The following is a 25,960-nucleotide window of genomic DNA, read 5'->3' on the forward strand; positions in this document are numbered from 1 at the left end:
TTTAGCTGTCAATTTTTTGTTCCAAAGTATTCTTCCCATACAGTTAAGCTTTAACTATTAGGTAAACAGAATTCCTACAGATTTCCATCCTAGTTTGGTGCCAGTTAAAGGATTAGGGCGAAGAATGGGAATCTACCTTAGGAAAGTTTTGCTGGGAATTTTACTGGCCGGAAATGCCTTTTATGCAAATGCGCAATCCGATACCGTTGCGGTTGACAGTCAAAAGATTGAGATTGGAAGACCGAATTTTTTGAAAAAGGCTATAGTTCCAACGGGATTGCTGGCCTATGGTGCACTTTCGCTGGGAAACAGCAACCTAAGGCAATTTGATCGCTATATTAACAATTCTGCAATCGGCCAGCATGGATACTCTGGTTCTGCCGATGATTACCTGAGATACGGCCCAATCGCCGCAGTTTACGGACTTGACTTGGTTGGGGTAAAGGCAAATCATAATTTTATCGACCGTTCAGTAATGTTGGTAATGTCGATGGCACTAACCAGTTCTGCAGTTGCTCTTACAAAAAATAATATTTATCGCGTTAGACCAGACGGCTCAGGTATAAGCTCTTTCCCTTCGTCGCACACGGCAATGGCATTTGTGGCAGCTGAATTTATGAACCAGGAATACGGCAAAAAATCAGTATGGTTCAGTATTGTCGGATATGGCACGGCCACCGCAACGGGTGTACTACGTTTGTACCACCATGTGCATTGGTTTAGCGATGTAATAATGGGTGCTGGCTATGGAATATTGGCAACTAAATTGTCCTATTTGGTCTATCCGTATCTAAAGAAAACTATATTGCGGGTAAAAAATGATAACCTTATCCTATTGCCAGCGCTCCGCGATGGGCACCTAGGATTTTCAATTCACTATCTATTCAAGTAAGAAAGCGGAGAGGACCTATCTACTAAGAAGGTGATTCGAAGACAGTGCTTAATAGCTAAGTGAACGAAATTTTAAAACAATGCTGGTTATCGTGATAGGTATAATTGATATCCCATCCGTAAATTACGCAGATCTGCTTTACAATGGGCAGACCAAGTCCGTTGCCCTCATTGCCTGACAGTTTCTTTCCAAATCTGGTAAACATTCTGGCTACATCGAAATTTAAAGGGCTCCCGCTGTTGGAAAAGGAAAGCTCCTTGTCTTTCAGTACAATATGGGCCTGCATAGCTTCTCCAGTATGGTTAATCTGGTTTGAGAGCATGTTGGTAATCAGCGTATCTAGTAAAAATGGGCTGATCAGTATTTCCTTTTTAGTCAGTTCTGTGGTTAAGGTAAGCCGCCTGAAATCATAGAGGTCTTCCAATTGACCGATATGTTGTTTGATGGATGAGCTAACTTCGACCATCTGTTCATCTGGAAAAGATTTATTATCCAATTTAGATAGAAGCAATAATCCTTTATTGACTTTGCTCAGCCTGATTACTGCATTTTTGATATCTTGGATGTAAGATGACGATGTTTGGGTCAGCTGCTCTTGGCTAATGCGTTCCAACCTGCTTTGGATAATAGATAGCGGTGTTTGTATTTCGTGGGATGCGTTTTCTGTAAACTCTTTTAATGTCTCGTATTCTGTTTTTGCTTTCTTGGTGAGTTCGCTGGCTACCTTGTTAAGTTCGGTAAATTCCGAAATTTTGGAACTTTCCAGTTGCAGCTCTTTTCCGGCACTAACCGAATAGCGCTTCAGTTGCGCAAGATTAGTAATGAATGGCGCCCAGATTTTTCTATTCATGAAATAGTTGATCAAAGAACCGATGACAACCAGCATAATGGCGATAAATGCAAAAATGATGATAATTGTGCGATAATATCCATCCCAGCCGATATGAGTTGTCATTACCTGGAGGATGTAAAACTTTCCGTTAATTAATTTTCGTTCGCGAAGCAGGTAATAGCCCTCTTCTTTCTTTTGGATTTTATCGTAGAGCAGGGTATCCTTAAAAACAGTTTTAAAAGCCGAGTTTTCAAATTTATCTTCGGTTATTTTTGCAAGAGGGAAATTTACGGATCTACCAGCCTTTATCTCTGCCGAGATCATTTCGTTTTGAAGCTCTAATTGCTCCTCTATCTCCATAGAGACTTCTGTATAGATGAAAAGAAAAAGTAATGAGCCGCTAACTATAAGGACAGAAATTGTTAGCCATACATAGTTCAGGCTCATCTTTGTGAGAAGTTTCATTATTCCGAAAACTTGTAGCCCATTCCCCAAACAGTTTTAATGTAATCTTTGCCATTGGCTTTGATCAGTTTTTTGCGCAGGTTAACCATATGGACATAAATTGCATCAAAATTATCGGCTTCGTCAAAATTATCGCCCCAAATGTGTTCTGCAATAGATGCTTTGCTCAGCACCCTGTTTTTGTTGACCAGAAAATACATTAATAATTGGTATTCTTTATTAGTTACATTTACCGGGGTTCCTTTATGAAGCAACAATTTGGCATTCACATCCACCACAAATTCATCAAATAGGAGATGGTTTTCGCCATTGAATGCTTTCCTTCTATGCAGCGCATTTATTCTGGCACTGAGCTCCTCAAGGTAAAATGGCTTCGTTAAATAATCATCGGCCCCTAAATTCAATCCGGCAACCTTATCTGACAGTGAATTTTTAGCAGATAAAATGAGAATTCCCGTGTCATTCCTTTTGATTTTAATCTCTGTAATCAGATCGATACCGTTTCCATCTGGAAGCCCAATATCAAGGATAACGTTATCATAGGTATAGGTGCTGATCTTCATGGCAGCTTCATCAAAACTCTTCGCCTGCTCGCAAACCCAGCCATTGGAAGAAAAGTAATCGACCATTTCTTCCAACAATATATTTTCATCCTCTACGAATAAGAGTTTCATACAATAATTAGCTTAATTTTTTATTTAAAGGTCTTTCTTAAGAATTTCTTTAGAAACGTTCTTAATCTTTGCGGTGCAGTCTGTATTTAGACTTAATATAAATAGCTCTATCAAATATCATAAAATAAATTAAAAAATGAAAATTAAAAACCTTACCCTTAGTTTAATTTTAGGTGCTGCCTTTTTAGGTGCTTGTAAAAAAGATAAAGTTCAAGAAGAAGTTATCCAACCTTATGATGTACCTGCAACTTATAATTTTAGCGATGCTAAATATGCCTCATCAACCGCACGTGTTAGAATGTGGGTAGAATTAACTGGCTATACAACTACTGGTAGTGCTGGTACTGCAACTTTGGATGCTACAAAAGCCAACGATTTATGGAATAACACCAACAATCCATTTGCTGACGCTACATTAAATACATCTGGCGTAAATATAGCTGGCAAAATTACTGATGGGGCGACATTCAAAACTATTGTAGATAATTTGGTTAATGCAAGTAAGTCTCCTGCAACCGTAGGCAGCGATGGTACTGCGGGCTATGTTAGCCGTACAGCTACTGGAAAAGTGGCGGTTGATGCCAAAGGCTTTGAATATCAGCAAGGTATTGCTAAAGGTTTAATGGGTAGTCTGTTGTTTAAACAAGCTGCTGATTTGTTAGCGGCGGTTAAAACTGATGCCAGCATCGAATTACAAAAACAACATTTCGATGAGGCTTTCGGTTATTTGGGAGTTCCCACAAATTATGATCCGACTAAAACTTATCCTAATACACTTCCTTTAGCCGAAAGACCATTGGCATGGGGAGGCTATTTGACCGAAAGAGGAGTAAACATTGAAGCTGGTAAAACTATTTTTAATGCCTTTTTAAAAGGCCGTGCAGCTATAGGTGCAAAAGATGTTAAAGTACGCAATGAGCAAATTAGCATTATTTTAGAAAAATGGGAGCAGTTAGCTGCTAATGCTGCATATGCTTACGTAACCACACCAACCACTAGTCCAGAAGTTGGCATAGGTGCATTTCCTGGAGCTAAGTTGCACGCATTATCAGAGGGATGGGGATTTATTGCCAGCTTAAAATATCGCCCTGCAAACAGCAAGCTTACCGCCGCAAATTATACTAAACTAACCGAAATTATTAATACCAGTTTCTATACGCTATTAAATGAACCAGGTTACAACAAGTTAAAAGAAGCGCAAGCAATTTTGAAAACAACATATAGCCTTCCAAACTTGTAAGCCCAACTCAACAAGATTAAAAAATACTCCCTATGGTGCAAAATCGCAGGGGGTATTTTCCATTTATAATAATTGTATCAACATGAATAACGGTGCCAAAATAAAAACAGCTTTTTTATCTCTTTTAATTATCCTTTTTTACATTTCGTGTTCTAAAAAAGATAAACCCAACAATGATGGTAATGCAAACGGCTTCGATAAAACAGCTATGCTTACTAATTATGCTGATAATTTGATTATACCTGCATACGAGCAAACGCAACAAAAATTCGCACAGTTGCAAACCGCAGTCAATACTTTTTTAACTACGCCAACTATTGCTAACCAAACTGCCTTAAAAACGGTTTTTAAGGATACCTATTTACAGGTGGAACGTATTTCGGTGCTTGAGTTTGGCCCATCACAAATCAATTCTCTTATTGGCTTCATTAATACTTTGCCTGCCAATACCATGAAAAAGATAAATGAAAAAAGCGATTTAGAAATCATGGAAGAGAATATAGCGAGCGGCAATTGGAACTTGGCAAGCTACTCAACCATACATCAGCAAGGTTTTCCAGCCTTAGACTATTTGTTTTTCTCTGATAATGCCGTAGCTAAATTTGGCGATGCCAACAGTGCCAACCGCAAAAGATATGTTAACGCCTTAACGGAAAGGATAAAGAGTTTGTTAGACAATACCTTATCTGCCTGGAAAACCACGTACCGTGCCGAGTTTATTGGCAATACAAAAAGTAATACCGGTAGCCCAATAAGTTATTTGCTTAACCAGTTTTCTTATGAAATGGATATGCTAAAAGGCCCTAGAATTGGTTGGCCTTATGGTACACAATCTGGTGGCGTGCAATTTCCTCAGCTTTGCGAAGGATATTATTCGGCCATATCGCTTGATTTGGCCATAGAAAATGTAGAAAGCCTTAAAAAAATGTTTTCTGGCAATAACAGTGGCAAAGGAATTTCAGACTTATTGGTTGCACTTGGCCATACCCAATTAACAAGCGATATAACAACGCAGTTCAATGTAGTGCTAAGTAAATTAAAAGCTATTCCAGCTCCATTATCAACGGCACTTGCCAACAACAAACCCGCTATTGACGATGCCAACAAAGAGATCCAGTTGCTGCTAAGGCTAATTAAAACCGATGCTACTTCTAAACTAGGGGTACAAATTTCTTATGTAGATAATGACGGCGATTAATAAAGCCTCAAAATATATACAAAGCCCTGTTTCTATTACGCCCCTAGCCAATTTTAGGATACTTTTTGGGGCGATAATGTTATTTAGCACCATTCGTTTTTGGGCTAAAGGCTGGATAGGCATGCAGTACGTAAAACCATCATTCCATTTTACTTTTATGGGATTTGACTGGGTAAAGCCGTTAGGCAATGTTGGCATGCATTTGCTATTTATGGTTATGGCGATAGCAGCCTTGTGCATTGCTATAGGTTTCTGCTATCGTTGGGCCATCATTGCCTTTTTTATTGCATTTACCTACGTTGAGCTTATTGATGTAACTTATTACCTCAACCACTACTATTTTATTAGTGTGGTCAGTTTTTTAATGATCTGGCTTCCTGCTGGAAAATACTTTTCTTTAGATGTAAAGCTAAATCCTTCGTGGCAGCTAAGCGAAGTACCCCGATGGTGCATAGGGGCCATTAGGTTCCAATTGGCCCTTGTATATATTTTTGCGGGACTTGCCAAACTCAATTTCGACTGGATGTTGCAGGCCCAGCCCATGAAAATTTGGTTGCCTACAAAAAGCCATTTACCCATTATTGGTAATTTAATGTACAAAGAATGGGTGGCTTATTTTTTCAGCTGGTTTGGCGCAGTTTACGATTTGTTTATCGTTTTCTTTCTCCTTAAAAGAAAAACTCGTGTCTGGGCCTATTTTGTGGTATTGGTATTCCATATCGCTACGGCTATATTTTTTCCGGCAATAGGTATGTTCCCGTACATTATGCTGGCCTGTACGCTAATATTTTTTAGTGGCGATTTCCATTTAAAACTCATACGCTTTTTTAAGGGATTTGATAGCGATCTACACTATGCCTATCGTTCTACTTATCAAAAACCAATTTTATACCTTTTGGGCGTCTTTTTTCTGTTGCAGCTTGTAGTGCCCTTTCGATATATTTTATATCCAGATAATCTATTTTGGAACGAAGAAGGATATCGGTTTTCATGGCGTGTAATGTTAATGGAAAAAGTTGGAATGGCAACGTTTTTTGTCCATGATGAAATTGCAGGCAAGACTTATGAAGTGGATAACACAAAATTTCTTACTGCCCAACAAGAAAAAATGATGAGCACACAACCAGATATGATATTGAGTTATGCTCATTTTTTAGCCAACTATTACAAAACCAAAGGGATAAAAAAGCCACAGGTGTTCGCTGATGTATACGTGACCCTGAATGGTAGAAAATCGGCACAATTTATTGATAGCAAAGTTGATTTATCCAACCAACAATTAAGTTTTAAACATTACAAGTGGATCTTGCCATTTAACACAAAATATTGATTTTATGAAAGCAACCGGCATTTTTATTCTTTGCCTCTTATCTTTTTTTGCTAAAGCCCAACAATTTGAACTATCGGGAAAAATCTTTTATAAAAATGAAATTTTACAGGGTGCGACGATAGTTTTAAAACCTCTAGATAAAACTGTGATCAGCAATGCAGAAGGGAAATATAGTTTTATCGGTTTACCTGCCGGAAAATATAGCCTTTCCTTTTCATACCTGGGCGCTAAAAGCATAGTCAAAAATGTATCCATAACGGATAAAAATATTGATATCGACATCATGCTTGAAGAAGAAATTGCCCTGCAGCTGAACGAGGTTGACATTACTAAAGTAAACGACAAGGCAGCAGATAAACTCATGCAGGTAGAAGGTACGGCGATTTATGCCGGTAAAAAAACTGAAGTAATCAACCTGAAAAACATAAATGCAAATCTAGCTACCAACAACGCTCGTCAGGTATACGCGCGCATTGCAGGACTAAATATTTGGGAATATGACGGCGGTGGGCTACAACTGGGCATTGGTGGACGAGGCCTTAATCCAAGTCGGGTTTCAAATTTTAACACGCGCCAAAACGGCTACGATATTAGTGCCGATGCGCTTGGCTACCCCGAAAGCTATTACACGCCACCTACTGAAGCTTTAGATAGGATTGAAATTGTACGTGGTGCTGCAAGTTTACAGTACGGAACGCAGTTTGGCGGAATGATTAATTTTAAGATGAAAAAAGGTCCTGTAGACAAGGAATTTGAATTCCTCACTAGGCAAACAGTCGGTTCATTTGGCTTTTTTAATTCCTTTAATAGCATTGGTGGCCAGGTTAAAAAATTAAATTATTATGCCTTTTATCAATATAAAAAAGGGGATAGCTGGCGACCAAACGGTCATTTTAACCAAAATACAGGCTACGCGCACTTAGACTACGCCTTTACCGATAAATTGAAGATTACTGCCGAATATACCCATATGGATTACTTGGCCCAACAGCCTGGTGGTTTAACCGATGAGCAATTCGACATAGACCCTTCGGTTTCGGTGCGAGACAGGAACTGGTTTAAAGTAAAATGGGATTTATTTAACCTCAGTCTCGATTATCAGTTAGCTCCTCATACCAAACTAAATTGGAGGAACTATCATTTGCGGGCCAGCAGAGAGGCACTAGGCATCTTAAGTTATATAAACAGACCCGACCCAGGGGTAGGCACACCAAGAGATTTAATGGCAGATCAGTACAATAATTATGGTTCCGAATTAAGGGTTTTACATCAATATGCATTGCTAAAAGGCGAACGGAACAACAGTTTGCTTATAGGTGCAAGAGCATACCGAGGAAGAACAGCTAAGAAACAAGGTGATGCAGATACAGGTTCTGGCGCCGATTTTAATTTTATAAATGGAGAGGCCAACAAGTCAGATTTCCGCTTTCCTGGTACTAACTACGCGGTCTTTGCAGAAAATATTTTTCAAATTAATAACAAGTTAAGCATAACGCCAGGTGCTAGGTTTGAGTACATAGCAACAGGCTCTGATGGTTATTACATTCAACGCCAAATTGGTGTGCCGGATTTGAAAAAGATCGACCATAAAAATAGTCCTCGTTCATTTGTGCTTTTTGGTATTGGCGCTTCTTATAAACCTGATGAAGCCATTGAATTATACGCAAATATCTCACAAAACTACAAATCCATAAATTTTACCGATTTACGTGTGCAGAACCAAAATGCAAGAGTGGATTCGTTACTGAAAGACGAAACGGGATATACCTTGGACGGGGGAGTAAGAGGTAACCTGCAAGATTGGCTTTATTACGACTTGAGTTTGTTTTTCCTAAAATATAATGATAGGATAGGCTCTATATTTACTACAGATCCTTCAAATATGATTTATCGTTTGCGTACCAATGTATCGGATAGCCGCAATTTAGGTTTCGAAAGTTTAATAGAAGCTGATTTACTTAAAGCGTTTAGTAAAGGCGAAAGCAAATATAAGCTGGTCTTATATACCAATTTTTCGCTGATAGATGCGCAATACATCAATTCGAAACGGGCGGAAATTAAAAACGGCAACAAAGTAGAATTTGTACCACCGGTGTTGTTCAGAACAGGCTTATCGTTCGGGAATAAGAAATTCAATTCTAGTTTACAGTATTCAAATGTAGCTAAACAATATTCTGATGCCACTAATACAGAAATTACCCCAACAGCGGTAGATGGGGCAGTTCCGGCTTATCAGGTCGTAGATTTTTCAACCAGTTACAATTGGAAATGGTTTACCTTATCTGGAAGTATCAATAACCTGCTTAACGAAAAATATTTTACCCGAAGAGCTGATGGCTATCCAGGGCCTGGAATCATTCCTTCAGACAGCAGAACATTCTTTTTAACATTGCAAATGAAGCTCTAGTATTCCAAGATATCAAAATTAGGGCTATTCAGAGGTAATTATGTTTAAGTATGGTATCTAAAAAGCGATAAGAAATGCTTTAATCCTCTTAATAGATACGGGGTCTTGGTGATTGCCAGGGCTTTTTTATGCGTTTTTCTTTAACTTTGATTTGCTATAATAACAATCAACGACTATGAGAATGTAGGTCGTGATATTTTACAGCTATTATAATGATAAGACAAACAATCAAAACTAATTATTTGCAAACCATTGATTGGCTTGATGGTAGCATCATAGATTGGGTTTCGGCGGGAAAATTGTATGCCGTTGATGGGCAACAAAAGCAAATTGGAAAATACAATTACCCTTTTAGTTTTGATGCTTCCATTACCTCTCAATGCGGGCAATACGCCTTCATTTATAAGCGCCTCGGAACAAAAGGACTTTTGTTAAAAAATGGTGAAATCATAAGAGAGATCAATAGAACTTATTATCATGCCGAGACTTATGAATTTCCTGTAGCATTTATGACTGTTGACAATGTAACGTATTTAATTCATTGCCCAATTGATTATTGTCGGCTTGACTTTGAAAATGTAGAAACAGGTGAAATTGTTTCAAACATTCCAGGACGAGAACCATCAGATATTTTTCACTCCAGACTTTCAGTTAGTCCAGACAACAAGTATTTAATGGTATGTGGATGGGCATGGCATCCTATTGACACGGTTGAATTATTCGACATTGCAGCATGTTTGAGAAATCCTCTGTTGCTTGACAAGGCTTTCTTATCTCCAAAGTTTGGAACGGAAATCAATTCTGCTAGTTTTATAGACAATGAGCGCATCCTTATTGCTTCAACCGATGAAGAGCCTTTCGATGATGAAATGCCGCCGATATTACCACAAAAGCATCTTGCAATTTGGAACTTTATTAAAAATGAAATTATATCACCGGTAAAAGTTAAGGGCGAATTCGGAAACTTATTTGCTATAAATGAACAGCAAGCTTGGGACATGTTTAAGTACCCTAAGATTATAAATCTTCAAACTGGCGAAATTGAAAGTAAATTAGAAGAAATCGATTCGGGTATCCAAACTTCATCGATTATTGGAAACATAGAAAAATCGCCACAGATTTGCTTTAATAAACAGACATCCCAAATTGCAATTCGAGTAAATGATACGACTATTGAAGTGCTTAGTCCAGGGTAGCAAGCCCTAATAGCTTTGTCTAAACATGTAGCCACAATCCGATCTGGTTCACCGCTAGATTAATCAATGCATTTATAATGCTCAGTACGATAAGGGCAAGCATGCTTCGCAAAACCAATTGCGTTTTGGTGTAGCCAAAGGCCGAGAAATATTGATAATGGAACCAATAGAGGTAAATGAAACTTAAAATCGGCGTAATTACCTTTACATAATATAAAACTTCGCGATTGGTGTAAACTAAGGTAATCAATGGAAATATCATGCCCAGCAGCAGGAGTTCGGCCACCATGTAGGTATAGGCTACCAAATATTCGCTGTAATTCTGCCTGCTTCTACGAAACAGACAGAAACCAGCAAGAGCATATAAAGGAATAGCTGAAATGATAATAAATTTATAGTAGTTGCGTGCTACATGTATATAACCTTTGGTTTGCGAAGGATCAGTTATTTCGGCCATGTCTACAGTCGAGTACTTCGTAACAAACAGACTGGCTGCCAATGCCAGCAAAAGCGTAGAGATCACATTGAAATGTTTCATGCGCTTTCCCTGAACATACTCCCTCACACTGTGTCCCGGACGTATAAGCAGCTCCTTTATGGTATAAAGCAATCCTTTATCAACATGCCAAACCCCATGGATGACGTCGTGTGCCAGGAAATGTTTGAACGAATAGCGATGGGTCGACGTTTTTTGCCCACAATCAGGGCAATAGGCAAAGGCCTTAATGTCACTTCCGCAATTGAGGCAGTTTTGGTTCACTTGTTAAATGATTAGCAATCTGAGCTATTTTTTAGCTTGGTCACGGATATTTTTTATCGATAGGTAGAGTGGTATCAATGTAGCGATGGCTACTGGTATAAAAACCGCTGGCTTTCCCTTCTTGGTGATGAGCATAAAAACAATAAGAGCAATCCAAATCAAGGTAAGTGAGATGACACCTATGACCATGCCTTTATATGTTTTTTGGAGCTTGGCGATCTTTTCTCCGCCTTGATCCGTTGTTGTTGTTTCTTTATTGTTCATATGATTGAAGCAGTAGGCCTATTGCCTAGGATATTCTCCAAAAATCAAAAAAAGATATCGCATAATATTTACACTTTTGTGTAATTTGAAAAAAATCCCACAAGCTTTACGAATGGACAAATCTGGATTACTAACCAAGAATGTGATAGGTGCAGTTGGCAAACAGGATATGGCGCAATTGAATAATTACCTCGAAGCGGTAAAAGCATTTTCCAGGTTAACCTACGAAAGCATTTACATCATCGACTACAAGGAGATGAAGTTTGATTATGTATCTCCGAATCCTATTTTTCTGGTGGGCTTTACGGCAGAAGAAGTTGCGCAATTGGGTTATGATTTTTATTTTCGGTGTGTTCCAGAACAAGATTTAGAGTTGCTTACGCTAATTAACGATTTGGGGTTTGATTTTTTAGAAAAAGTACCTGTAGAAGAGAGGAAGCTATATAGCATTACTTACGACTTTCATTTGGGGACCAGCAAGTCCAAAAGCGTGCTCATCAACCATAAACTTACGCCGCTTTTTTTAACCGAAGAGGGCAAAATGTGGAAGGCCATGTGTGCCGTATCGATTTCTCACAACCAGCGTGCCGGAAATGTAGAAATTCACAAAGAAGGCTCCTCAACAAAATGGCAATTGGATCTCGAGCGAAAAATTTGGGTTAGCCAAGACAAGCAACAATTAAGCGAGCGAGAATTGCAGGTTTTGCAACTCTATGCGCAGGGGCTTACGATTAACCAAATTGCCGATCGCCTGCACGTCGCCATGGATACCGTTAAATACCACAGACGAAAGATTTTTGACCGCCTTGCGGTTAAAACAATGGTGCAGGCCCTGGCTTATGCCGTTAGCAACAAGCTGATTTAGGCATAACTACTGATTATAAATTACCTACACCAAGGCTTCGGCTTCCATAATGGCTTTGAGTTGAGGTGCAAAGCCCAATCCCCATTGATCAAGGGCTACAGCTAGGGGCAGCAGCGACTTTCCCGATTGGGTTAATCGGTATTCAACTCTCAAGGGAACTTCATGGTAGATTGTTTTTTCTAGAAGTCCGTGCAGTTCAAGTTCCCTGAGCTGATTTTGCAATACCCTTTTGGTGATTCCGTTCACCGCATTAACCAGGTCTCGCGGACGCTTGATGCCTTTTGAAATTTCATCCAACAAACAAAATTTCCATTTAGAACCTACTACCTCCATAGCCACCGTGAGGCCACAGTTATAATCAATCGGAATTTTTCGCTGATACATAATTTCTTTTTAGACCTACAAAAGTAAGTAAACCGATCTTACTTCTACTGGTGATTAATTTATCACCTGATGATTAATCGACCCCTTATTGTTTGGTGCAGGGAGCTGGTCCATCTTTGTGCCATTAAATCAATAAGATATGAAAACACTGATCATTGTTATCCATCCCCATCTCGAAAACTCGGTAGTAAACAAAAGATGGATCGAAGAATTAAAAAAATATCCACAACAATACACCATACACGACTTGCATGCCGTGTATCCAAATGGACAAATAGCTGTAGCAAAAGAACAAGAATTATTGACTGCCCATGACCGAATCGTCTTCCAATTTCCTTTTTACTGGTTCAATTGTCCACCCTTTTTTAAGAAATGGCTGGATGAAGTATTAACTGATGGCTGGGCTTATGGAAAGGACAGTGGATTTAAGCTGCAGAACAAGAAAATAGCATTAAGCATTTCTGTTGGCATCGATGAGGAAGCTTATCAGGCATCAGGACGATGCAAATATACCCTGCAACAGCTTACCGCTCCTTTTGAACTTACTTTTGATTACGTGAAAGCGAGTTATCAATCGTTCTTTGCTTTTTACGGAATAGAACACCATAGTACCGCCGAAAGAATTGAAAAAAGCGCTTCGGATTATATTTCGTTTTTGGAAGGGCTGGGTTAGAAGTGGAAAGTTGAAGGTTAAAAGTTGAAGGTTAAAAGTTGAAAGTTAAAAGTGATAGCTAACGATTATAGACTAATAACTATATACTATTAACCATCAACTACAGCCTATTAACCGTCAGCCTGGTTTCATCTAATAGTTCGATGATTTGATTTGGCTTTAAGGCGAGATGACTAATAGAGAGTTGCGCCGATTTCCCATTTTTAAGACTGAGATGGAGCTTTTTGTTAATGGTATAACCGCGCCCTGCTTCTTCAGATTGGTATTCTTCCTTTTCTTCTGTGATACGATAGGACTTAATCTCATCCCATTCAAAGAACGTTTTGTCTTCGAATTCAAGGCCCTTATCGGAAATGGTTAGGTAGTTTTCCAATCTTGAAAAGACAATCACGTAAATCGAAATGTATAGCACAAACAATATATATAGGATCAGCAATATGAGCACAATGAAAGGAAGATCATATCCAGTGATAAAATAGATCGGGATGAGGAAAACAAAAGTATTGATCAGCTGTAAAGGCAAACCTTTCCATGATTTTTTAAGGTATATGGTTTCCATTAGGTTGGCAGTTTTAGTGCTCGATTGATAGTTTTCAGGCGCAAAATATCTTTTCCTAAATATACGCAATCCTTGATTAGAGATCAAAGGCTAAAGGTGGAAGGTTAAAGGTTGAAGGCTGGAGGTTGAGAACAAAAATTGGAGACTGTGGACTATGGACTAACGACTGTTGACTGTGAGCAAAGAGTGACCAATATTTTTACTTATTGTCATAAAATTTTATTTGTACTACATAATAATTAAAAAATATCTCATTTTTGAGCGATATTAGATTTTATGGATATAAGCGATTTAAGTAAAGATCTGGCGCCAATTGTGTCGAACACCATGGCCGATGTGGTAGAAGTGAGGTTGAGGGAGTATTTAAAGAAGAAGTCTTTTAGGCCAGGCGATGCATTGCCCAAAGAACTGGAACTGGCCGAAGCCTTAGATGTGAGCAGGAATGTGCTGAGGGAAGCCTTAAGTCGCTTGCGCATGTTAGGCATGATCGAAACCAAGAAGAAGAGGGGCATGGTGCTGGCTCGTCCGGATATTTTGGGCACTTTCGAGCGTGTACTCGATCCCCTGATTATCGACCAGAATACCTTACAGGATATCTTCGAACTGCGTTTGGTACTAGAAATGGGCATCGCCGATTTGCTGTACATTAGAAAAACCGATAAGGATATTCAGGAATTGGAAAATATTGCCAAAAAAGAAGTAAACCACGATAACTCCTTCCGCATTAAAAACGAAATTGCTTTTCATGGCAAATTATATGAAATGTCTGGCAATGATACACTCAAAAGATTCCAGATCATGCTGCTGCCCATATTCGATTATGTAGTTACTCTCGAGCAGAAGCCAACCCGTGGCGCAGTTACGCATTTAGACTTGGTAGAGATCTTAAAAACCGGAACAGTAGAAGATTTTAGAAAGGGAATGCAGGCGCATTTGCAACCACATTTCAATAGGCTAAAGTAAATTTAGTTTTATCTTTTAATTAAATAAAAGCCCTTAATCAATCATTAAGGGCTTTTTTAATGTGCTTTTTAGCTAATAATTAATTTGTTACATCAAATTTGTTTGGATTTATAAAAAATACTTCACACATTTGATATGTCCTACATAAAGACTAAATACCAAAATATAAAAACTGTTATGAACAAGAAAAAATCCATTTGGCTAATGGCCATATTTTGTCTTTTTGTGCTCCAATCCCTGGCACAAAATACTGTCTTAGTTTCTGGTGTCGTAAAATCTGGTAAAGACAAAGAAACTGTTCCGGGTGTTGGCGTTAAGCTGAAGGGAACCAACGTAGTCAGCATAACCGACGTAAATGGTAAATTCGCCATTAATGTACCTGAAGGCAAAGGAACCTTGATTTTTTCTTATGTTGGCACCAAAAACAAAGAAGTAGAGGTAAACGGCCAAACCAATTTAGAAGTAGTTTTAGACGAAGATGTAAATAGCCTTACCGAAGTGGTGGTAGTAGGTTATGGCGAGCAGTCGCGATCAACCGTTACCAATTCCATTACCCGCGTTGGTGCCAAGGAATTTGAAAATGCACCTGCGGCCAATCCATTAAACCAGCTGCAGGGTAAAGTAGCCGGACTTTCATTGCAGGTATCTAGCGGACAGCCGGGCGCTAATCCACAAATATTTATCAGGGGTGGTGCTTCTACTTCGCCAGAAGGAGATTCTCCGCTTTTTATTGTCGATGGGATTGTAGGCAGCATGAGAAACATCAGCGATATCAATTCAGACGATATTGAATCGATGCAGGTATTAAAAGATGCAGCCTCCACCGCTATTTATGGAGCCAGGGCGGCAAACGGGGTAATCATTATCAAAACCAAATCGGGCAAGCTCAACGCTAAGCCGAGCATTAATTTCAGGTACACTTCTGGCTTGGAGCGCCAAGGCAAAGATTATGATTTTACTAGCGCAGCCGATTATATTTACGTAAGCCGTTTAAATACGCAGAAATTCAATACCAGCAATCCTAATCTTTTCCTAACTGGTGGTACCTATGGGATGTCTACAGGCAATCCGAGGAACAGCAAAAACACCTTAGAGTTTTTAGATACCTATATCCTTAATTATGGCAATGACTATGTGAGGGATTTAATCGATAACCAAGGCTGGACCACCATGACCGATCCAGTAACCAACAAAAAACTGATTTTTAAGGAAACCGATTACCAGAATGAAACTTTTCAGGATGGCATAAGAAACGAATACGATTTTAACGTAAGCGGTGGTACAGAAAAATCTACCTATTATGTGAGTTTGGGTCACCTCAAACAAACCGGTATTGTAGCAGGCACCGATTACAAAAACTATAATTTCTTGCTCAATGCTACCTATAAGCTGAGCGATGAGTGGGAATTGAATACCAATATCAATTACCTGTTGCGCCAAAGCAATGGCATCGGCAACATCCAAAATGTGCTTTCCAGATCGGTAACCATGCCTTTTACCTACCGTTTAACCTACGAAAATGGTTTGCCGGCTCCGGGAGAGGGGGTAACTTCGTTCCGAAACAGGAACCACGAGATTTATTACAGAGATCAATATAACGACAATAAGGTTTACCGCTCTACCTTTAATTTGGGCGCCACTTGGAAAATTATTCCGGGCTTAACCTTTAAACCTGCAGTTTATTGGTTCACCACCGAAGGCCTAACCAATTCTTTCGAGGCCTATAACGAGGTGAATATCAACAGAAATGCGGCCGCCGAGCATACGTTTATCAGGCAGGCACAGGTTGATGGGGTATTAAATTATGTGAAAGACTTCGGCAAGCACCACACCAACTCGGTGTTGGGTACCAGTTACATCAACAATTATAATTATGGAGTAACTGCATCGGGTTATGGTGCACCAACCGATAACATCAGAACGGTAAATGCCACGTCCTTGCTGACCCAAAGAAGCAGTTCAGATATCAGTTCTGATATTGTAATGAGTTTCTTTGGTCGCGTAAATTATGATTACGACCGTAAATATTTATTCTCAGCCAGTTTAAGGGAAGATGGTTCTTCTAAATTCTCTGAAGACAATAAATGGGCTTTGTTTCCGGGTGTTTCTGCCGGATGGAACGTGCACAACGAAAAATTCTTCGAACCGATTAAAAAATACGTCTCTACTTTCAAGCTCCGCTCGAGCTGGGGCCAGGCTGGGCAGAATGAATTATCAATTTTCGACACCCAAGGCCAATACAGCATAGGCAACAATTACCTGGGCGAAGTGGGTATCTTAAATACAAAATTGGCTAACAAAGACCTGATTTGGGAAACGACTACTTCTTTTGATGTAGGTACGGATATCGGTTTGTTCAATGATAGGGTAACGCTTTTAGTAGATTATTACAGAAAAAGAACTTCCGACAGGATTTTTAGCAAGCCCCTAGATGCCACTTCTGGTTTCAGCTCGATTACCAGTAACTATGGCACCATCCAGTCGGCAGGTTTCGATTTTGAGCTAGCTACCCGCGCCGTTAAAACCAAAAACTTTTCATGGGATATCAATTTTACCTTGTCATTTAATAAATCTATCGTAATTGATCTGCCAGATAACGGCGAAATCAAAAATAGGATAGGTGGAAACATCGTATTCGACAAAAACCTGAACGATTACGTAAAAGTAGGCGGTACTGCAGAGGGCGAAAGATATGGTGGCCGTTGGGCTTATCACCAGATTGGAGTTTATGCAACAGATGCGGCGGCCGCCAATGCGCCAAAAGACGTAGAAGCCAATAACAGGGTTAAAAAAGGTGGCGATGCCATTTGGGAAGATGTAGATGGCAATGGCATTATCGATAGCAGAGATATGGTTTTCATGGGCTACATCAGGCCAGACAAAACCGGAGGTATCGTGAATACTTTTAGCTGGAAAAACCTCTCGATGCGCGTAGTGGCCGATTTTGCAGTAGGCCATGTGATTGACAATTCATTCAGGGGCAGGTCTTTGGCCAGTGCCAGAAACAACAACATGACTTTGAGCGATGTAATGGGCGATCAGATTTGGAGAAACCAGGGAGATATTGCCACCATCCCGAAATACACTGTACAAAGTGATGCCGACTACAACTACAGGAACCATTTGCGCAATGGCAATGGATTGGCTTCCTCATCGGGTTATGTAACCGCAAATTCGGCTTACCATTCTAAAGGAGATTTCTTGGCTTTCAGGGAAGTATCATTCAGCTATAATTTAAGAGCTGCCTTCCTCAGAAAAGCACGTATTGCAGGCATCAATTTAAATGCAGGCGTCTACAACTTGGGTTACATTACTAAATACGATGGTTTAATGCCTGAAATATACACTGGAAACGACCAAGGTTCCTACCCGCGTCCACGTCAGTTCAATTTTGGCGCAACTGTTACCTTTTAATCAATGATATAAATTAAAAATATAATGAGAAAGCAATTCTATACCTATACGCTTATTTGTAGCTTGATTATTTTTTCAGGTTGTAAAAAAATATTAGATGCGCCTCCCGTATCAAGTATTACCAACGAATCTTATTGGAAATCGGAAGGCGATGTGACGGGTTATTTAACGGGCATGAATGCCGATTTTAGGAATCTTTTAAATACAACCCTGTATTTCGAAGACAGAAGTGATGTGTTTGTATTAGGCCTTGAAGGTGCAACAAGTACGGCTTGGGCCCAAAACCTAACCAGTACCAATGCACCTAACTGGATCAATTTTTATAACCTCATCCACCACTGCAACCTGGTGATTAAATATGCGCCAACCATAACTACGGGTACAGCTGCTAACATTAACAGGGCCATTGCGCAGGCCTATTTTATCAGGGCGCATACTTATTTTTCGTTGATCAGGATTTGGGGCGATGTGCCTATTGTACTGCAACCTACAGAAAGTGCAGATAGAGAATTGCCTGCACGTGCGCCGGCCAATGAGGTAATGGCCTTGATCCTGTCTGATATCGAAGAAGCCATCAAGAAATTTCCAGAAGGTGGCTTTGTCAACAAAAACAAGATTTCTAAACCGGCAACTTATGCTTTAAAAGCAGATGCCTTGCTATGGAAAAACAAAGTACTGAATGGTACGACCCAAGATTTGGAAGGTGCCATCGCCGCTGCAGATTTGGCTTTGGGTTCGGGTGTTTCCTTATTGCCTGATTTTAGCAAAATCCACGCAACCGATAACAGAAAGAATGCTGAAATTATCTATTCGCTTTATTTTTTGAGAGATGAAAAATCTGACCAATACGGAAGCCGATTAAAGCCTAGGGATATTTTTGTAGCCTCGGCAACCAATGTAGCTTTGCTGCCTTTTTCAAAAAATGGGGCACGTAGCGTATATGCGCCAAGTGCTAAAATCCAAAGCATCTTTGCCAATAACGATGTGCGCAAAGCCAATTCGTTTATTGCTTCTGTAGATGCGGCAAATAACATCACTGGGGTTTTCGATAATAAATTTAGGGGTACGGCTTATCCAGACGACCGCTATTTTGAAAATGAAATCGTATTGTATCGCGCTGCGGAGATGATTTTGTTCAAGGCAGAAGCCTTAGCGGCTCTAAATCGCGTTCCGGAAGCTAAAACAGAGCTCGACAAGGTTCGCGTGAGGGCAGGAATTGGAGTTTACACCGGTCCTTTAGACAAACCAACCTTCGAAAGAGAACTTTTAAATGAACGTGCCCGAGAATTTTGGCTCGAGTTGAAACGCTGGCCAGATCTGGTAAGATTTCACTTTGGCGGTACCATTAACATTTACAATGAGGTGCCAAATCTTTTGGGTAAGACTATTCCATTGTTCTCGCCGATCCCAAATACACAAATATTTATCAATCCTAACTTAAAACAGACTGAAGGTTATGCCAACTAACAATAAAACAGCAATGAAATTTGGATCTTTTTTGAGCTTATCCATTCTGGCTTTAGGCCTATTAAGTGGCTGTGGCAAAGAAAGTCCGCCGATAGCAGAACCTAAAACCGTACCGGCACCTGTTGCAGGAAACGCCAGCTATACGCATATTTATAAAGCCAATGAAGGAGGCTACTCTTGTTTCCGCATTCCTGCCATTATCAAAACCAAGCAGGGCACTTTGTTGGCCTTTGCCGAAGCCAGAAAAAACAGCTGTGGCGATGAGGGTGATATTGATATGGTAGTCAAACGATCGACAGACAAGGGCAAAACCTGGAGTGCCATGAGCATTATTTGGAGCGATGGCGAAAATACCTGTGGCAACCCTGCTCCGGTAGTAGACCAAACCACTGGAAAAATCCACTTGCTCATGACTTGGAATTTAGGAACCGATGATATTTCGACCATTAATGCGGGAACCAGCAAAGACACCAGAAGAGTTTATAAAACTGCCTCGGTTGATGATGGTGTAACTTGGGATGCACCCAAAGAAATTACCACTGATGTAAAACTGGCAACCTGGGGTTGGTACGCTACTGGTCCTTGCCATGGCATCCAAATTAGTCAGGGCACCTACAAAGGACGCTTAGTTGTGCCTTGCGATAACATCGAAAAAGCACCAGGCAAAAAAGGCTATTCGCATGTGATTTATTCTGATGACAATGGTGCCACCTGGAAGCTGGGCGGAGTTACGCCACCGATTTCGGTTAATCCTAACGAAAGTACCATTGCCGAACTGTCAGATGGGAAACTGATGCTCAACATGCGTGTTTCCAATAACAACAATGTGCGGTTGAAAAGTGTAAGTGCTGATGGCGGCCTGACTTGGAGCACACCTGTTAACGCCGTATCGTTGGTAGATCCGGTTTGCCAGGGAAGCTTGATCTCGTCGGTCATTAACGGACAGCATACTTTATTCTTTTCTAATCCATCGAGTATTACCCGAACCAATATGACCCTGAAAATGAGCACCGATAACGGCGAAAGCTGGCCCAAAACCTATTCTGTTTACATCAGCAATTCTGGTTATTCTGATCTGGTAATGATCGAACCCAATGAAATAGGTATTCTCTACGAAGCTGGTGCAACTAAATATACCGATGGAATTGCCTTTAAAAATATAAACGCAGCCGATGTTAAATAAAATGATGATGAATAAGATTAGCTATTTTGGTTTGTTGTGCTTGAGCCTCTTCTTTTTTGGGGCAAAGGCACAGCAAATTACCCAACAGAAATACCAATTGCCATTGTTGATTGGCAAGGAGATTAATCCTGTGCTCAAATTAACCATTGTGGCAACTGCAGAACAGGCTTTAAGCGGATTAACCGTAAACATTCCAGCCAATGCCAACGATATTGAAAATGTGCAGTTGTACGCGCTTGGTCAGGATTCAGCACAAATTACCGATGCCAAACTGCAGAAAGCGGTTCTTTTTGCAAGTGAAGCAGCAAAAGCTAAGGAAACCCAGCTCAATGGCAACCTGAAGCTCAAACCAGGGCAAAACTATTTTTGGCTTACCCTAAAGCTGAAGCCCAATGCTGATTTGCAACACACCTTAAATTTGACTGTAGGCGCAGCTGTAATTGATGGCAAGAAGAGCAAAGTTGATGCACCAAAAAAAGCAGTTAACCAATACGTGGGTGTAGCGGTTCGTCAGCATAACCAGGAAAATGTACACACCCATCGCATTCCGGGTTTGGCAACAGCCAAGGATGGTACTTTATTGGCTACTTACGACGCTAGACGAACCAAGGGGGGCGATTTGCAAGGCGATATTGATATTGGTTTATCAAGAAGTTTAGATAAAGGCAAAACCTGGCTACCGATGCAGGTGGTGTTGGATATGGGCGCTTGGGGTGGTTTGCCACAAAAATTCAATGGCGTGTCTGATGCCTGTGTATTGGTAGATCAGCAAACCGGAACCATTTTCGTAGCAGGTTTATGGATGTATGGGGTGATCAACAAAGACGGCAAATGGCTGGAAGGATTGAACGAACAAAGTACTGATTGGAACCACCAATGGCGCGACAAAGGCTCGCAACCTGGTTTCGATGTGAAACAGACTTCACAATTTATGATCACCAAAAGCACCGATAACGGCAAAACCTGGAGCCAACCTGTAAACCTCACCAAAATGTGTAAAAAGGAAGAATGGTGGCTATGGGCTCCTGCACCAGGCAAAGGCATTACCTTAAAAGACGGCACTTTGGTATTTCCTACTCAGGGAAGAGATGCCACTGGTAAGGCTTTTTCAAACATCACCTACAGCAAAGACCATGGCGCAACTTGGCATACCAGCGTGGCAGCTACCACAGAATCGACTACCGAAAACATGGCTGTAGAACTTTCTGATGGAACGGTAATGCTAAACATGCGTGCCAATTCGAACCGAACAGATACCAGCAGTAATAATGGGCGGGCAATTGCGGTAACCAATAACTTGGGCCAAAGTTGGAACATCCATCCAACTTCCCACAAGGCCCTGCAGGAACCAACTTGTATGGCCAGTATCATCAGACATGATTATACCGAAAACGGAGCAAAAAAATCGATTCTGGTTTTTTGTAACCCGGATTCTAAAATAGCTAGGGATTACATTACGCTCAAAACGAGCAACGATGATGGCAAAACTTGGCAAAAGAAAATCATGATGGACGAATGGAAGGGCAGGGGCTACTCTTGTCTTACCACCATCGACAACGAAACCATTGGCGTATTATACGAAAGCAGTCAGGCAGATCTGGTCTTTCAAGCCGTAAAAATCAAAGATCTGCGCTAATAAGGATATCAAACATGAACAAAATAACAGGCTTAATTGCGGCAACATTTGCGGCATATAAAGAAGACGGGAGCATCAATTTAGAGCTCATTCCCGCGATAGTAGATAAAATGATCCACGACGGTTTGTCGGGCGTATTCATTTGTGGCACCAATGGAGAAGGACCGAATTTAACCATCCAAGAGCGAATGGATATTGCCGAAGCCTATGTAAAGGCAGCCAATAAACGCATTTTGGTATTGGTTCACGTGGGGCACAGTTCTATTGCCGAGTGCAGAAAACTGGCTGCGCATGCAGAAAAGATTGGTGCTGATGCCATCTCTTCGGTAGCTGCATTCTATTTCAAGCCCAATGGGGTGAAAAACCTGGTAGAAAGCATGGCAGAAATTGCTTCGGCAGCGCCAAATACCCCTTTCTATTATTACAATATTCCTACGTTAACCGGTGTAGCGATGGATATGATCGATTTTCTGGAACAAGCAGAACAAGCCATCCCAACTTTGGCGGGCATCAAATATACGGCTTCAACCCTGCACGAGTACCAGGCTTGTCTCAACTACAAAAACGGCAAGTTCGATATCTTGTTTGGTTACGATGAAATGTTGTTGCCGGCATTGGCCGTAGGCGCAAAAGGTGCCATTGGAAGTACCTATACTTTCGCGGCGCCATTGTACCTCAAAGTAATGCAATTGTACCAAGAGGGCAAGGCCGAAGCAGCGGCAGCGATGCAAATGAATTCGGTGAATATGGTACGTTGTTTGGTAAAATATCCGCCTATTCCTGCGCAGAGGGCCATTATGAAAATGGAAGGATTGGAACTGGGCAAATGCCGATTGCCACTTGTACCCTTAAGTGAGGCAGATGAAGCCCAGTTTAAGGCTTCGCTAGATGCGATCGATTTTTTTAACGTAGTAAATAATGCAGTCATTGTATAAAATTTTAGCATATGAAATTTAAACTTTTACCCCTAATGGCTTTGTTGCTATTTGTGCTGAGCTGTAAAAAAGACGATTTGTCTGATACGCTGAAGCCTAATTTTACGGCTTCTACCAAAGAGGTTTTGGCAGGAGAAAGCATAGTTTTTACTGATGAATCTGAGGGACAGCCTTCTACCTGGAGCTGGGAGTTTGAGGGCGGTACTCCTGCAAAATCAAATTTGTCTGGTCCTAGCGTAACTTATAATGTGCCTGGTACCTATGCGGTTAGCTTAGAGATCAAAAACAATAAAACTTCGGCAATTGAAAAGAAAACGGGCTTTATTACCGTAAGCTATAGAGATGTGGCAGCCGATTTCGAAGCCAGCGCTACTGCAATTAAACAAGAGGAAAGTGTGACCTTTACCGATAAAAGTTTGGGAATGCCTACGCAATGGGCCTGGGAGTTTAAATCTGGCACAACGGTACTTACTTCTACGGTGCAAAATCCAGTAATCAAATTTTCGGTTCCAGGTGTATACACGGTAACTTTGGTGGCTACCAATCCGAAAGGCTCACATACGGTGACGAAAACTAATCTGATTTCTGTGCTGGATATTACTTCGGTGGAGGCAAACTTCGAGAGCGACCAAACGGCAACGTATACAGGTGGTTCGATCAGTTTTACCGATAAATCAATTGGTACTGCAACGGCTTGGAGCTGGACTTTTGAAGGAGCTTCAGTAAGCAGTTCGACCAGTCAAAATCCTACGGTAAGCTATCCTACAGCAGGCCGATATAAAGTAAAATTAGTGGCTTCCAACACTGCAAAATCATCTACCATCGAAAAAAATGCCTATATTCTGGTGGTTCCGGGCACTTCGCTAACTGCATTCTATCCGCTAAATGGAAGCATTAATGATGCAGGACCTTCAAAATTAGCCTCAACAGCAGTAGGTACGGTTACGTTTGGAGCAGATCGCAATGCCGCTGATGGCCGTACCGGTGTATTCAATGGTTCTGGAGGCTTTGTAGTACCAGATAACGAGGCCATGAATTTTGGGACTGGCGATTACTCGGTTTCTTTTTGGATGAAGACTTCTACTCAGGTGAGGGGGATGATTTGGCAGGAAAGCGGTTCAAAAGGCAGTGGCGATAACCAGACCTGGGTGCGTATATTAGGCACAGCTACCAATTTGACTTCTTTTTCTACCGAAGATGCAACCGGCGGCTCCACCATCAATTTAACAACGGCAGCTGATGGTTCTGTAGCAACTACCAATGATGGGGTGTGGCATCATATTGTAACCACGCGCCAGGGCACAACTACCGTTATGTATATTGATGGCGTTAAAATTAAGCAGGCTACGGCCACCGGCATTAAAGTTACATCGAACAATAACGGATTTAAAGTGGGCATGCAAGAGGGCACGGCAGGTTATAGCAACCAATTTAATGGTTTGATAGACGATTTGATCATCTACAAAAAAGCCCTGACCCAAGCAGAAGTAACCGCACTTAAAAACTTATAATGAACAGAATAGCCATCTTCCTATTTCTACTTTTTATGCTAACAACCTTGAATAAAAGCTTGGCGCAAGAACATGCTGTGACCCTCAAATGGGAAACACTGTCGCCCATCCCAGACCAGATTGGTTTTGCTGGTTCCTTTGCCGGCGTAGCCAACGATGCGCTGATTGTGGCTGGTGGCGCCAATTTTCCAGATGGCGGTGCACCATGGACGGGCGCTACAAAGGCCTGGTCTGATCGGATCTTTGTACTCGAAAAACCAAACGGACAATGGAAAGAAGCAGGCAAATTGCCCCAAAGATTGGGCTATGGCGTATCGATTAACTGGAAAAAATCAATGATCATTTTGGGAGGAAGCAATGAAAAAGGGCATTTGAGCGATGTGTTGATGTTAAGCTATCAAAATGGAAACATCCAAACCGAGCAATTGCCACCCTTGCCTCAACCCATAGCCAATACCTGTGGTGTATTGTTGGGGGATGTTATTTATGTGATGGGCGGGATCGTTGCCCCGGATTCGAAAACAGCTTCCAGTAATTTCTGGGCCTTGGATTTAAGCTCCGAACGCAAAGAATGGAAAATATTGGAAGCTTGGCCAGGCCCTAGCCGCATGTTAAGTGTGGCGGGTGCTTTAGATGGCTCGGTTTACCTTTTTAGTGGGGTAGAACTGATAGATGGCCAAAGAAAATACCTTACTGATGCCTACAAATATTCACCTGCGAGAGGTTGGAAGAAAATTAAGGACTTGCCTCATTCGGTAGCCGCGGCGCCAACACCGGCATTTGGGAGCGAACACCGGTTGTTGATTTTTGGTGGAGATGATGGAGTGGAAGCGCCAAATGCAGCTACCTTAAAAGAAAAACATCCCGGATTTTCTAAGCAGATTTTAAGTTATAGCACCAAAACAGATGCATGGATAAATGCAGGCGAAGTATATACCGATAAAAAGGAAGATGCCATTGCTCATCCAAATCGCAGCATTTGGGCACCAGTAACAACTACCTTAACCATTTGGAACGGCAATGTGGTATTGCCAGGTGGCGAAGTAAGGCCAGCAACCCGAACACCAAATGTGTTAATGGCCAAACCACAAAAGCATTGATCCATAAAAAAC

At 40.9% G+C, this 25,960-nt stretch carries 22 protein-coding genes; 16 read left to right on the top strand and 6 right to left on the bottom strand.

The genetic code is table 11. The features are described 5' to 3' along the window. Positions 1 to 124 precede the first annotated feature (124 nt). Positions 125 to 892, top strand: a complete 768-nt coding sequence (locus AC570H_RS03170) for a phosphatase PAP2 family protein (protein WP_497351631.1) — start codon at positions 125 to 127, stop codon at positions 890 to 892. 55 nt (positions 893 to 947) lie between these two features. On the opposite strand, the gene AC570H_RS03175 is transcribed toward AC570H_RS03170, so the two are convergent. Next, entirely contained in the window at positions 948 to 2,189 is a 1,242-nt protein-coding gene (locus tag AC570H_RS03175) for a sensor histidine kinase (RefSeq protein ID WP_497351633.1), read from the bottom strand. Next, positions 2,189 to 2,863, bottom strand: coding sequence for a response regulator transcription factor (locus tag AC570H_RS03180; protein WP_497351635.1), 675 nt, complete (start codon positions 2,861 to 2,863; stop codon positions 2,189 to 2,191). Before AC570H_RS03180 ends, AC570H_RS03175 begins: the two co-directional genes overlap by 1 nt. A gap of 136 nt (positions 2,864 to 2,999) precedes the next feature. Here AC570H_RS03180 and AC570H_RS03185 point away from each other — a divergent pair, with 136 nt between their 5' ends. From AC570H_RS03185 to AC570H_RS03205, 5 genes are all read left to right on the top strand, one after another. Continuing rightward, positions 3,000 to 4,103, top strand: coding sequence for a DUF4856 domain-containing protein (locus tag AC570H_RS03185; protein WP_497351636.1), 1,104 nt, complete (start codon positions 3,000 to 3,002; stop codon positions 4,101 to 4,103). A gap of 82 nt (positions 4,104 to 4,185) precedes the next feature. After that, positions 4,186 to 5,301: an imelysin family protein gene (locus AC570H_RS03190; protein WP_497351637.1), complete on the top strand. Its 1,116-nt coding sequence runs from the start codon at positions 4,186 to 4,188 to the stop codon at positions 5,299 to 5,301. Beyond that, positions 5,288 to 6,631, top strand: coding sequence for an HTTM domain-containing protein (locus AC570H_RS03195; RefSeq protein ID WP_497351639.1), 1,344 nt, complete (start codon positions 5,288 to 5,290; stop codon positions 6,629 to 6,631). The genes AC570H_RS03190 and AC570H_RS03195 overlap by 14 nt, the downstream gene beginning before the upstream one ends. A gap of 4 nt (positions 6,632 to 6,635) precedes the next feature. Next, positions 6,636 to 9,038, top strand: a complete 2,403-nt coding sequence (locus AC570H_RS03200) for a TonB-dependent receptor domain-containing protein (protein WP_497351641.1) — start codon at positions 6,636 to 6,638, stop codon at positions 9,036 to 9,038. A 212-nt stretch (positions 9,039 to 9,250) separates the two neighbouring features. After that, entirely contained in the window at positions 9,251 to 10,234 is a 984-nt protein-coding gene (locus AC570H_RS03205) for a hypothetical protein (protein WP_497351643.1), read from the top strand. Between the two features lie 19 nt (positions 10,235 to 10,253). On the opposite strand, the gene AC570H_RS03210 is transcribed toward AC570H_RS03205, so the two are convergent. Together AC570H_RS03210 and AC570H_RS03215 are read right to left on the bottom strand one after the other, a co-directional pair. After that, positions 10,254 to 10,994 carry a DUF3667 domain-containing protein gene (locus AC570H_RS03210; protein ID WP_497351645.1) on the bottom strand — a complete coding sequence of 247 codons (741 nt, stop codon included), beginning with the start codon at positions 10,992 to 10,994 and terminating at the stop codon, positions 10,254 to 10,256. Between the two features lie 24 nt (positions 10,995 to 11,018). Continuing rightward, a complete protein-coding gene (locus AC570H_RS03215; RefSeq protein WP_497351647.1) occupies positions 11,019 to 11,258 on the bottom strand; it encodes a hypothetical protein in 240 nt (79 codons plus the stop codon). A 112-nt stretch (positions 11,259 to 11,370) separates the two neighbouring features. Between AC570H_RS03215 and AC570H_RS03220 the strand changes: the two genes are divergently transcribed. After that, complete coding sequence (locus AC570H_RS03220) at positions 11,371 to 12,123, top strand: response regulator transcription factor (protein WP_497351649.1); 753 nt, start codon at positions 11,371 to 11,373, stop codon at positions 12,121 to 12,123. Between the two features lie 24 nt (positions 12,124 to 12,147). Here the strand turns inward: AC570H_RS03220 and AC570H_RS03225 are convergent, their stop codons facing one another. Next, entirely contained in the window at positions 12,148 to 12,507 is a 360-nt protein-coding gene (locus AC570H_RS03225; protein WP_497351651.1) for a winged helix-turn-helix transcriptional regulator, read from the bottom strand. A gap of 139 nt (positions 12,508 to 12,646) precedes the next feature. Between AC570H_RS03225 and AC570H_RS03230 the strand changes: the two genes are divergently transcribed. Further along, complete coding sequence (locus AC570H_RS03230) at positions 12,647 to 13,180, top strand: NAD(P)H-dependent oxidoreductase (RefSeq protein WP_497351653.1); 534 nt, start codon at positions 12,647 to 12,649, stop codon at positions 13,178 to 13,180. Between the two features lie 100 nt (positions 13,181 to 13,280). On the opposite strand, the gene AC570H_RS03235 is transcribed toward AC570H_RS03230, so the two are convergent. Beyond that, positions 13,281 to 13,739 carry a hypothetical protein gene (locus AC570H_RS03235; RefSeq protein ID WP_497351655.1) on the bottom strand — a complete coding sequence of 153 codons (459 nt, stop codon included), beginning with the start codon at positions 13,737 to 13,739 and terminating at the stop codon, positions 13,281 to 13,283. Positions 13,740 to 14,015: 276 nt separating this feature from the next. Here AC570H_RS03235 and AC570H_RS03240 point away from each other — a divergent pair, with 276 nt between their 5' ends. The 8 genes from AC570H_RS03240 (at position 14,016) to AC570H_RS03275 (ending at position 25,948) form a co-directional block, all read left to right on the top strand. Next, positions 14,016 to 14,702: a FadR/GntR family transcriptional regulator gene (locus AC570H_RS03240; RefSeq protein WP_497351657.1), complete on the top strand. Its 687-nt coding sequence runs from the start codon at positions 14,016 to 14,018 to the stop codon at positions 14,700 to 14,702. Between the two features lie 177 nt (positions 14,703 to 14,879). Next, on the top strand, positions 14,880 to 18,116 hold the full coding sequence (locus tag AC570H_RS03245; protein ID WP_497351659.1) for a SusC/RagA family TonB-linked outer membrane protein: 3,237 nt from the start codon (positions 14,880 to 14,882) through the stop codon (positions 18,114 to 18,116). Positions 18,117 to 18,140: 24 nt separating this feature from the next. Beyond that, entirely contained in the window at positions 18,141 to 19,583 is a 1,443-nt protein-coding gene (locus AC570H_RS03250) for a RagB/SusD family nutrient uptake outer membrane protein (RefSeq protein ID WP_497351661.1), read from the top strand. Between the two features lie 13 nt (positions 19,584 to 19,596). Further along, entirely contained in the window at positions 19,597 to 20,766 is a 1,170-nt protein-coding gene (locus tag AC570H_RS03255) for a sialidase family protein (RefSeq protein ID WP_497351663.1), read from the top strand. 1 nt (position 20,767) lies between these two features. Then, on the top strand, positions 20,768 to 22,402 hold the full coding sequence (locus tag AC570H_RS03260) for a BNR-repeat neuraminidase N-terminal domain-containing protein (protein WP_497351665.1): 1,635 nt from the start codon (positions 20,768 to 20,770) through the stop codon (positions 22,400 to 22,402). Positions 22,403 to 22,416: 14 nt separating this feature from the next. Then, complete coding sequence (locus tag AC570H_RS03265) at positions 22,417 to 23,337, top strand: dihydrodipicolinate synthase family protein (RefSeq protein ID WP_497351666.1); 921 nt, start codon at positions 22,417 to 22,419, stop codon at positions 23,335 to 23,337. A gap of 11 nt (positions 23,338 to 23,348) precedes the next feature. Beyond that, the gene (locus tag AC570H_RS03270; RefSeq protein WP_497351668.1) at positions 23,349 to 24,848 is read left to right on the top strand and encodes a LamG domain-containing protein; all 1,500 of its coding nucleotides are present in this window, start codon (positions 23,349 to 23,351) and stop codon (positions 24,846 to 24,848) included. After that, positions 24,848 to 25,948, top strand: coding sequence for a galactose oxidase (locus tag AC570H_RS03275; protein ID WP_497351670.1), 1,101 nt, complete (start codon positions 24,848 to 24,850; stop codon positions 25,946 to 25,948). Before AC570H_RS03270 ends, AC570H_RS03275 begins: the two co-directional genes overlap by 1 nt. Positions 25,949 to 25,960: the final 12 nt, after the last annotated feature.

Source organism: Pedobacter sp. B4419, assembly GCF_059693725.1.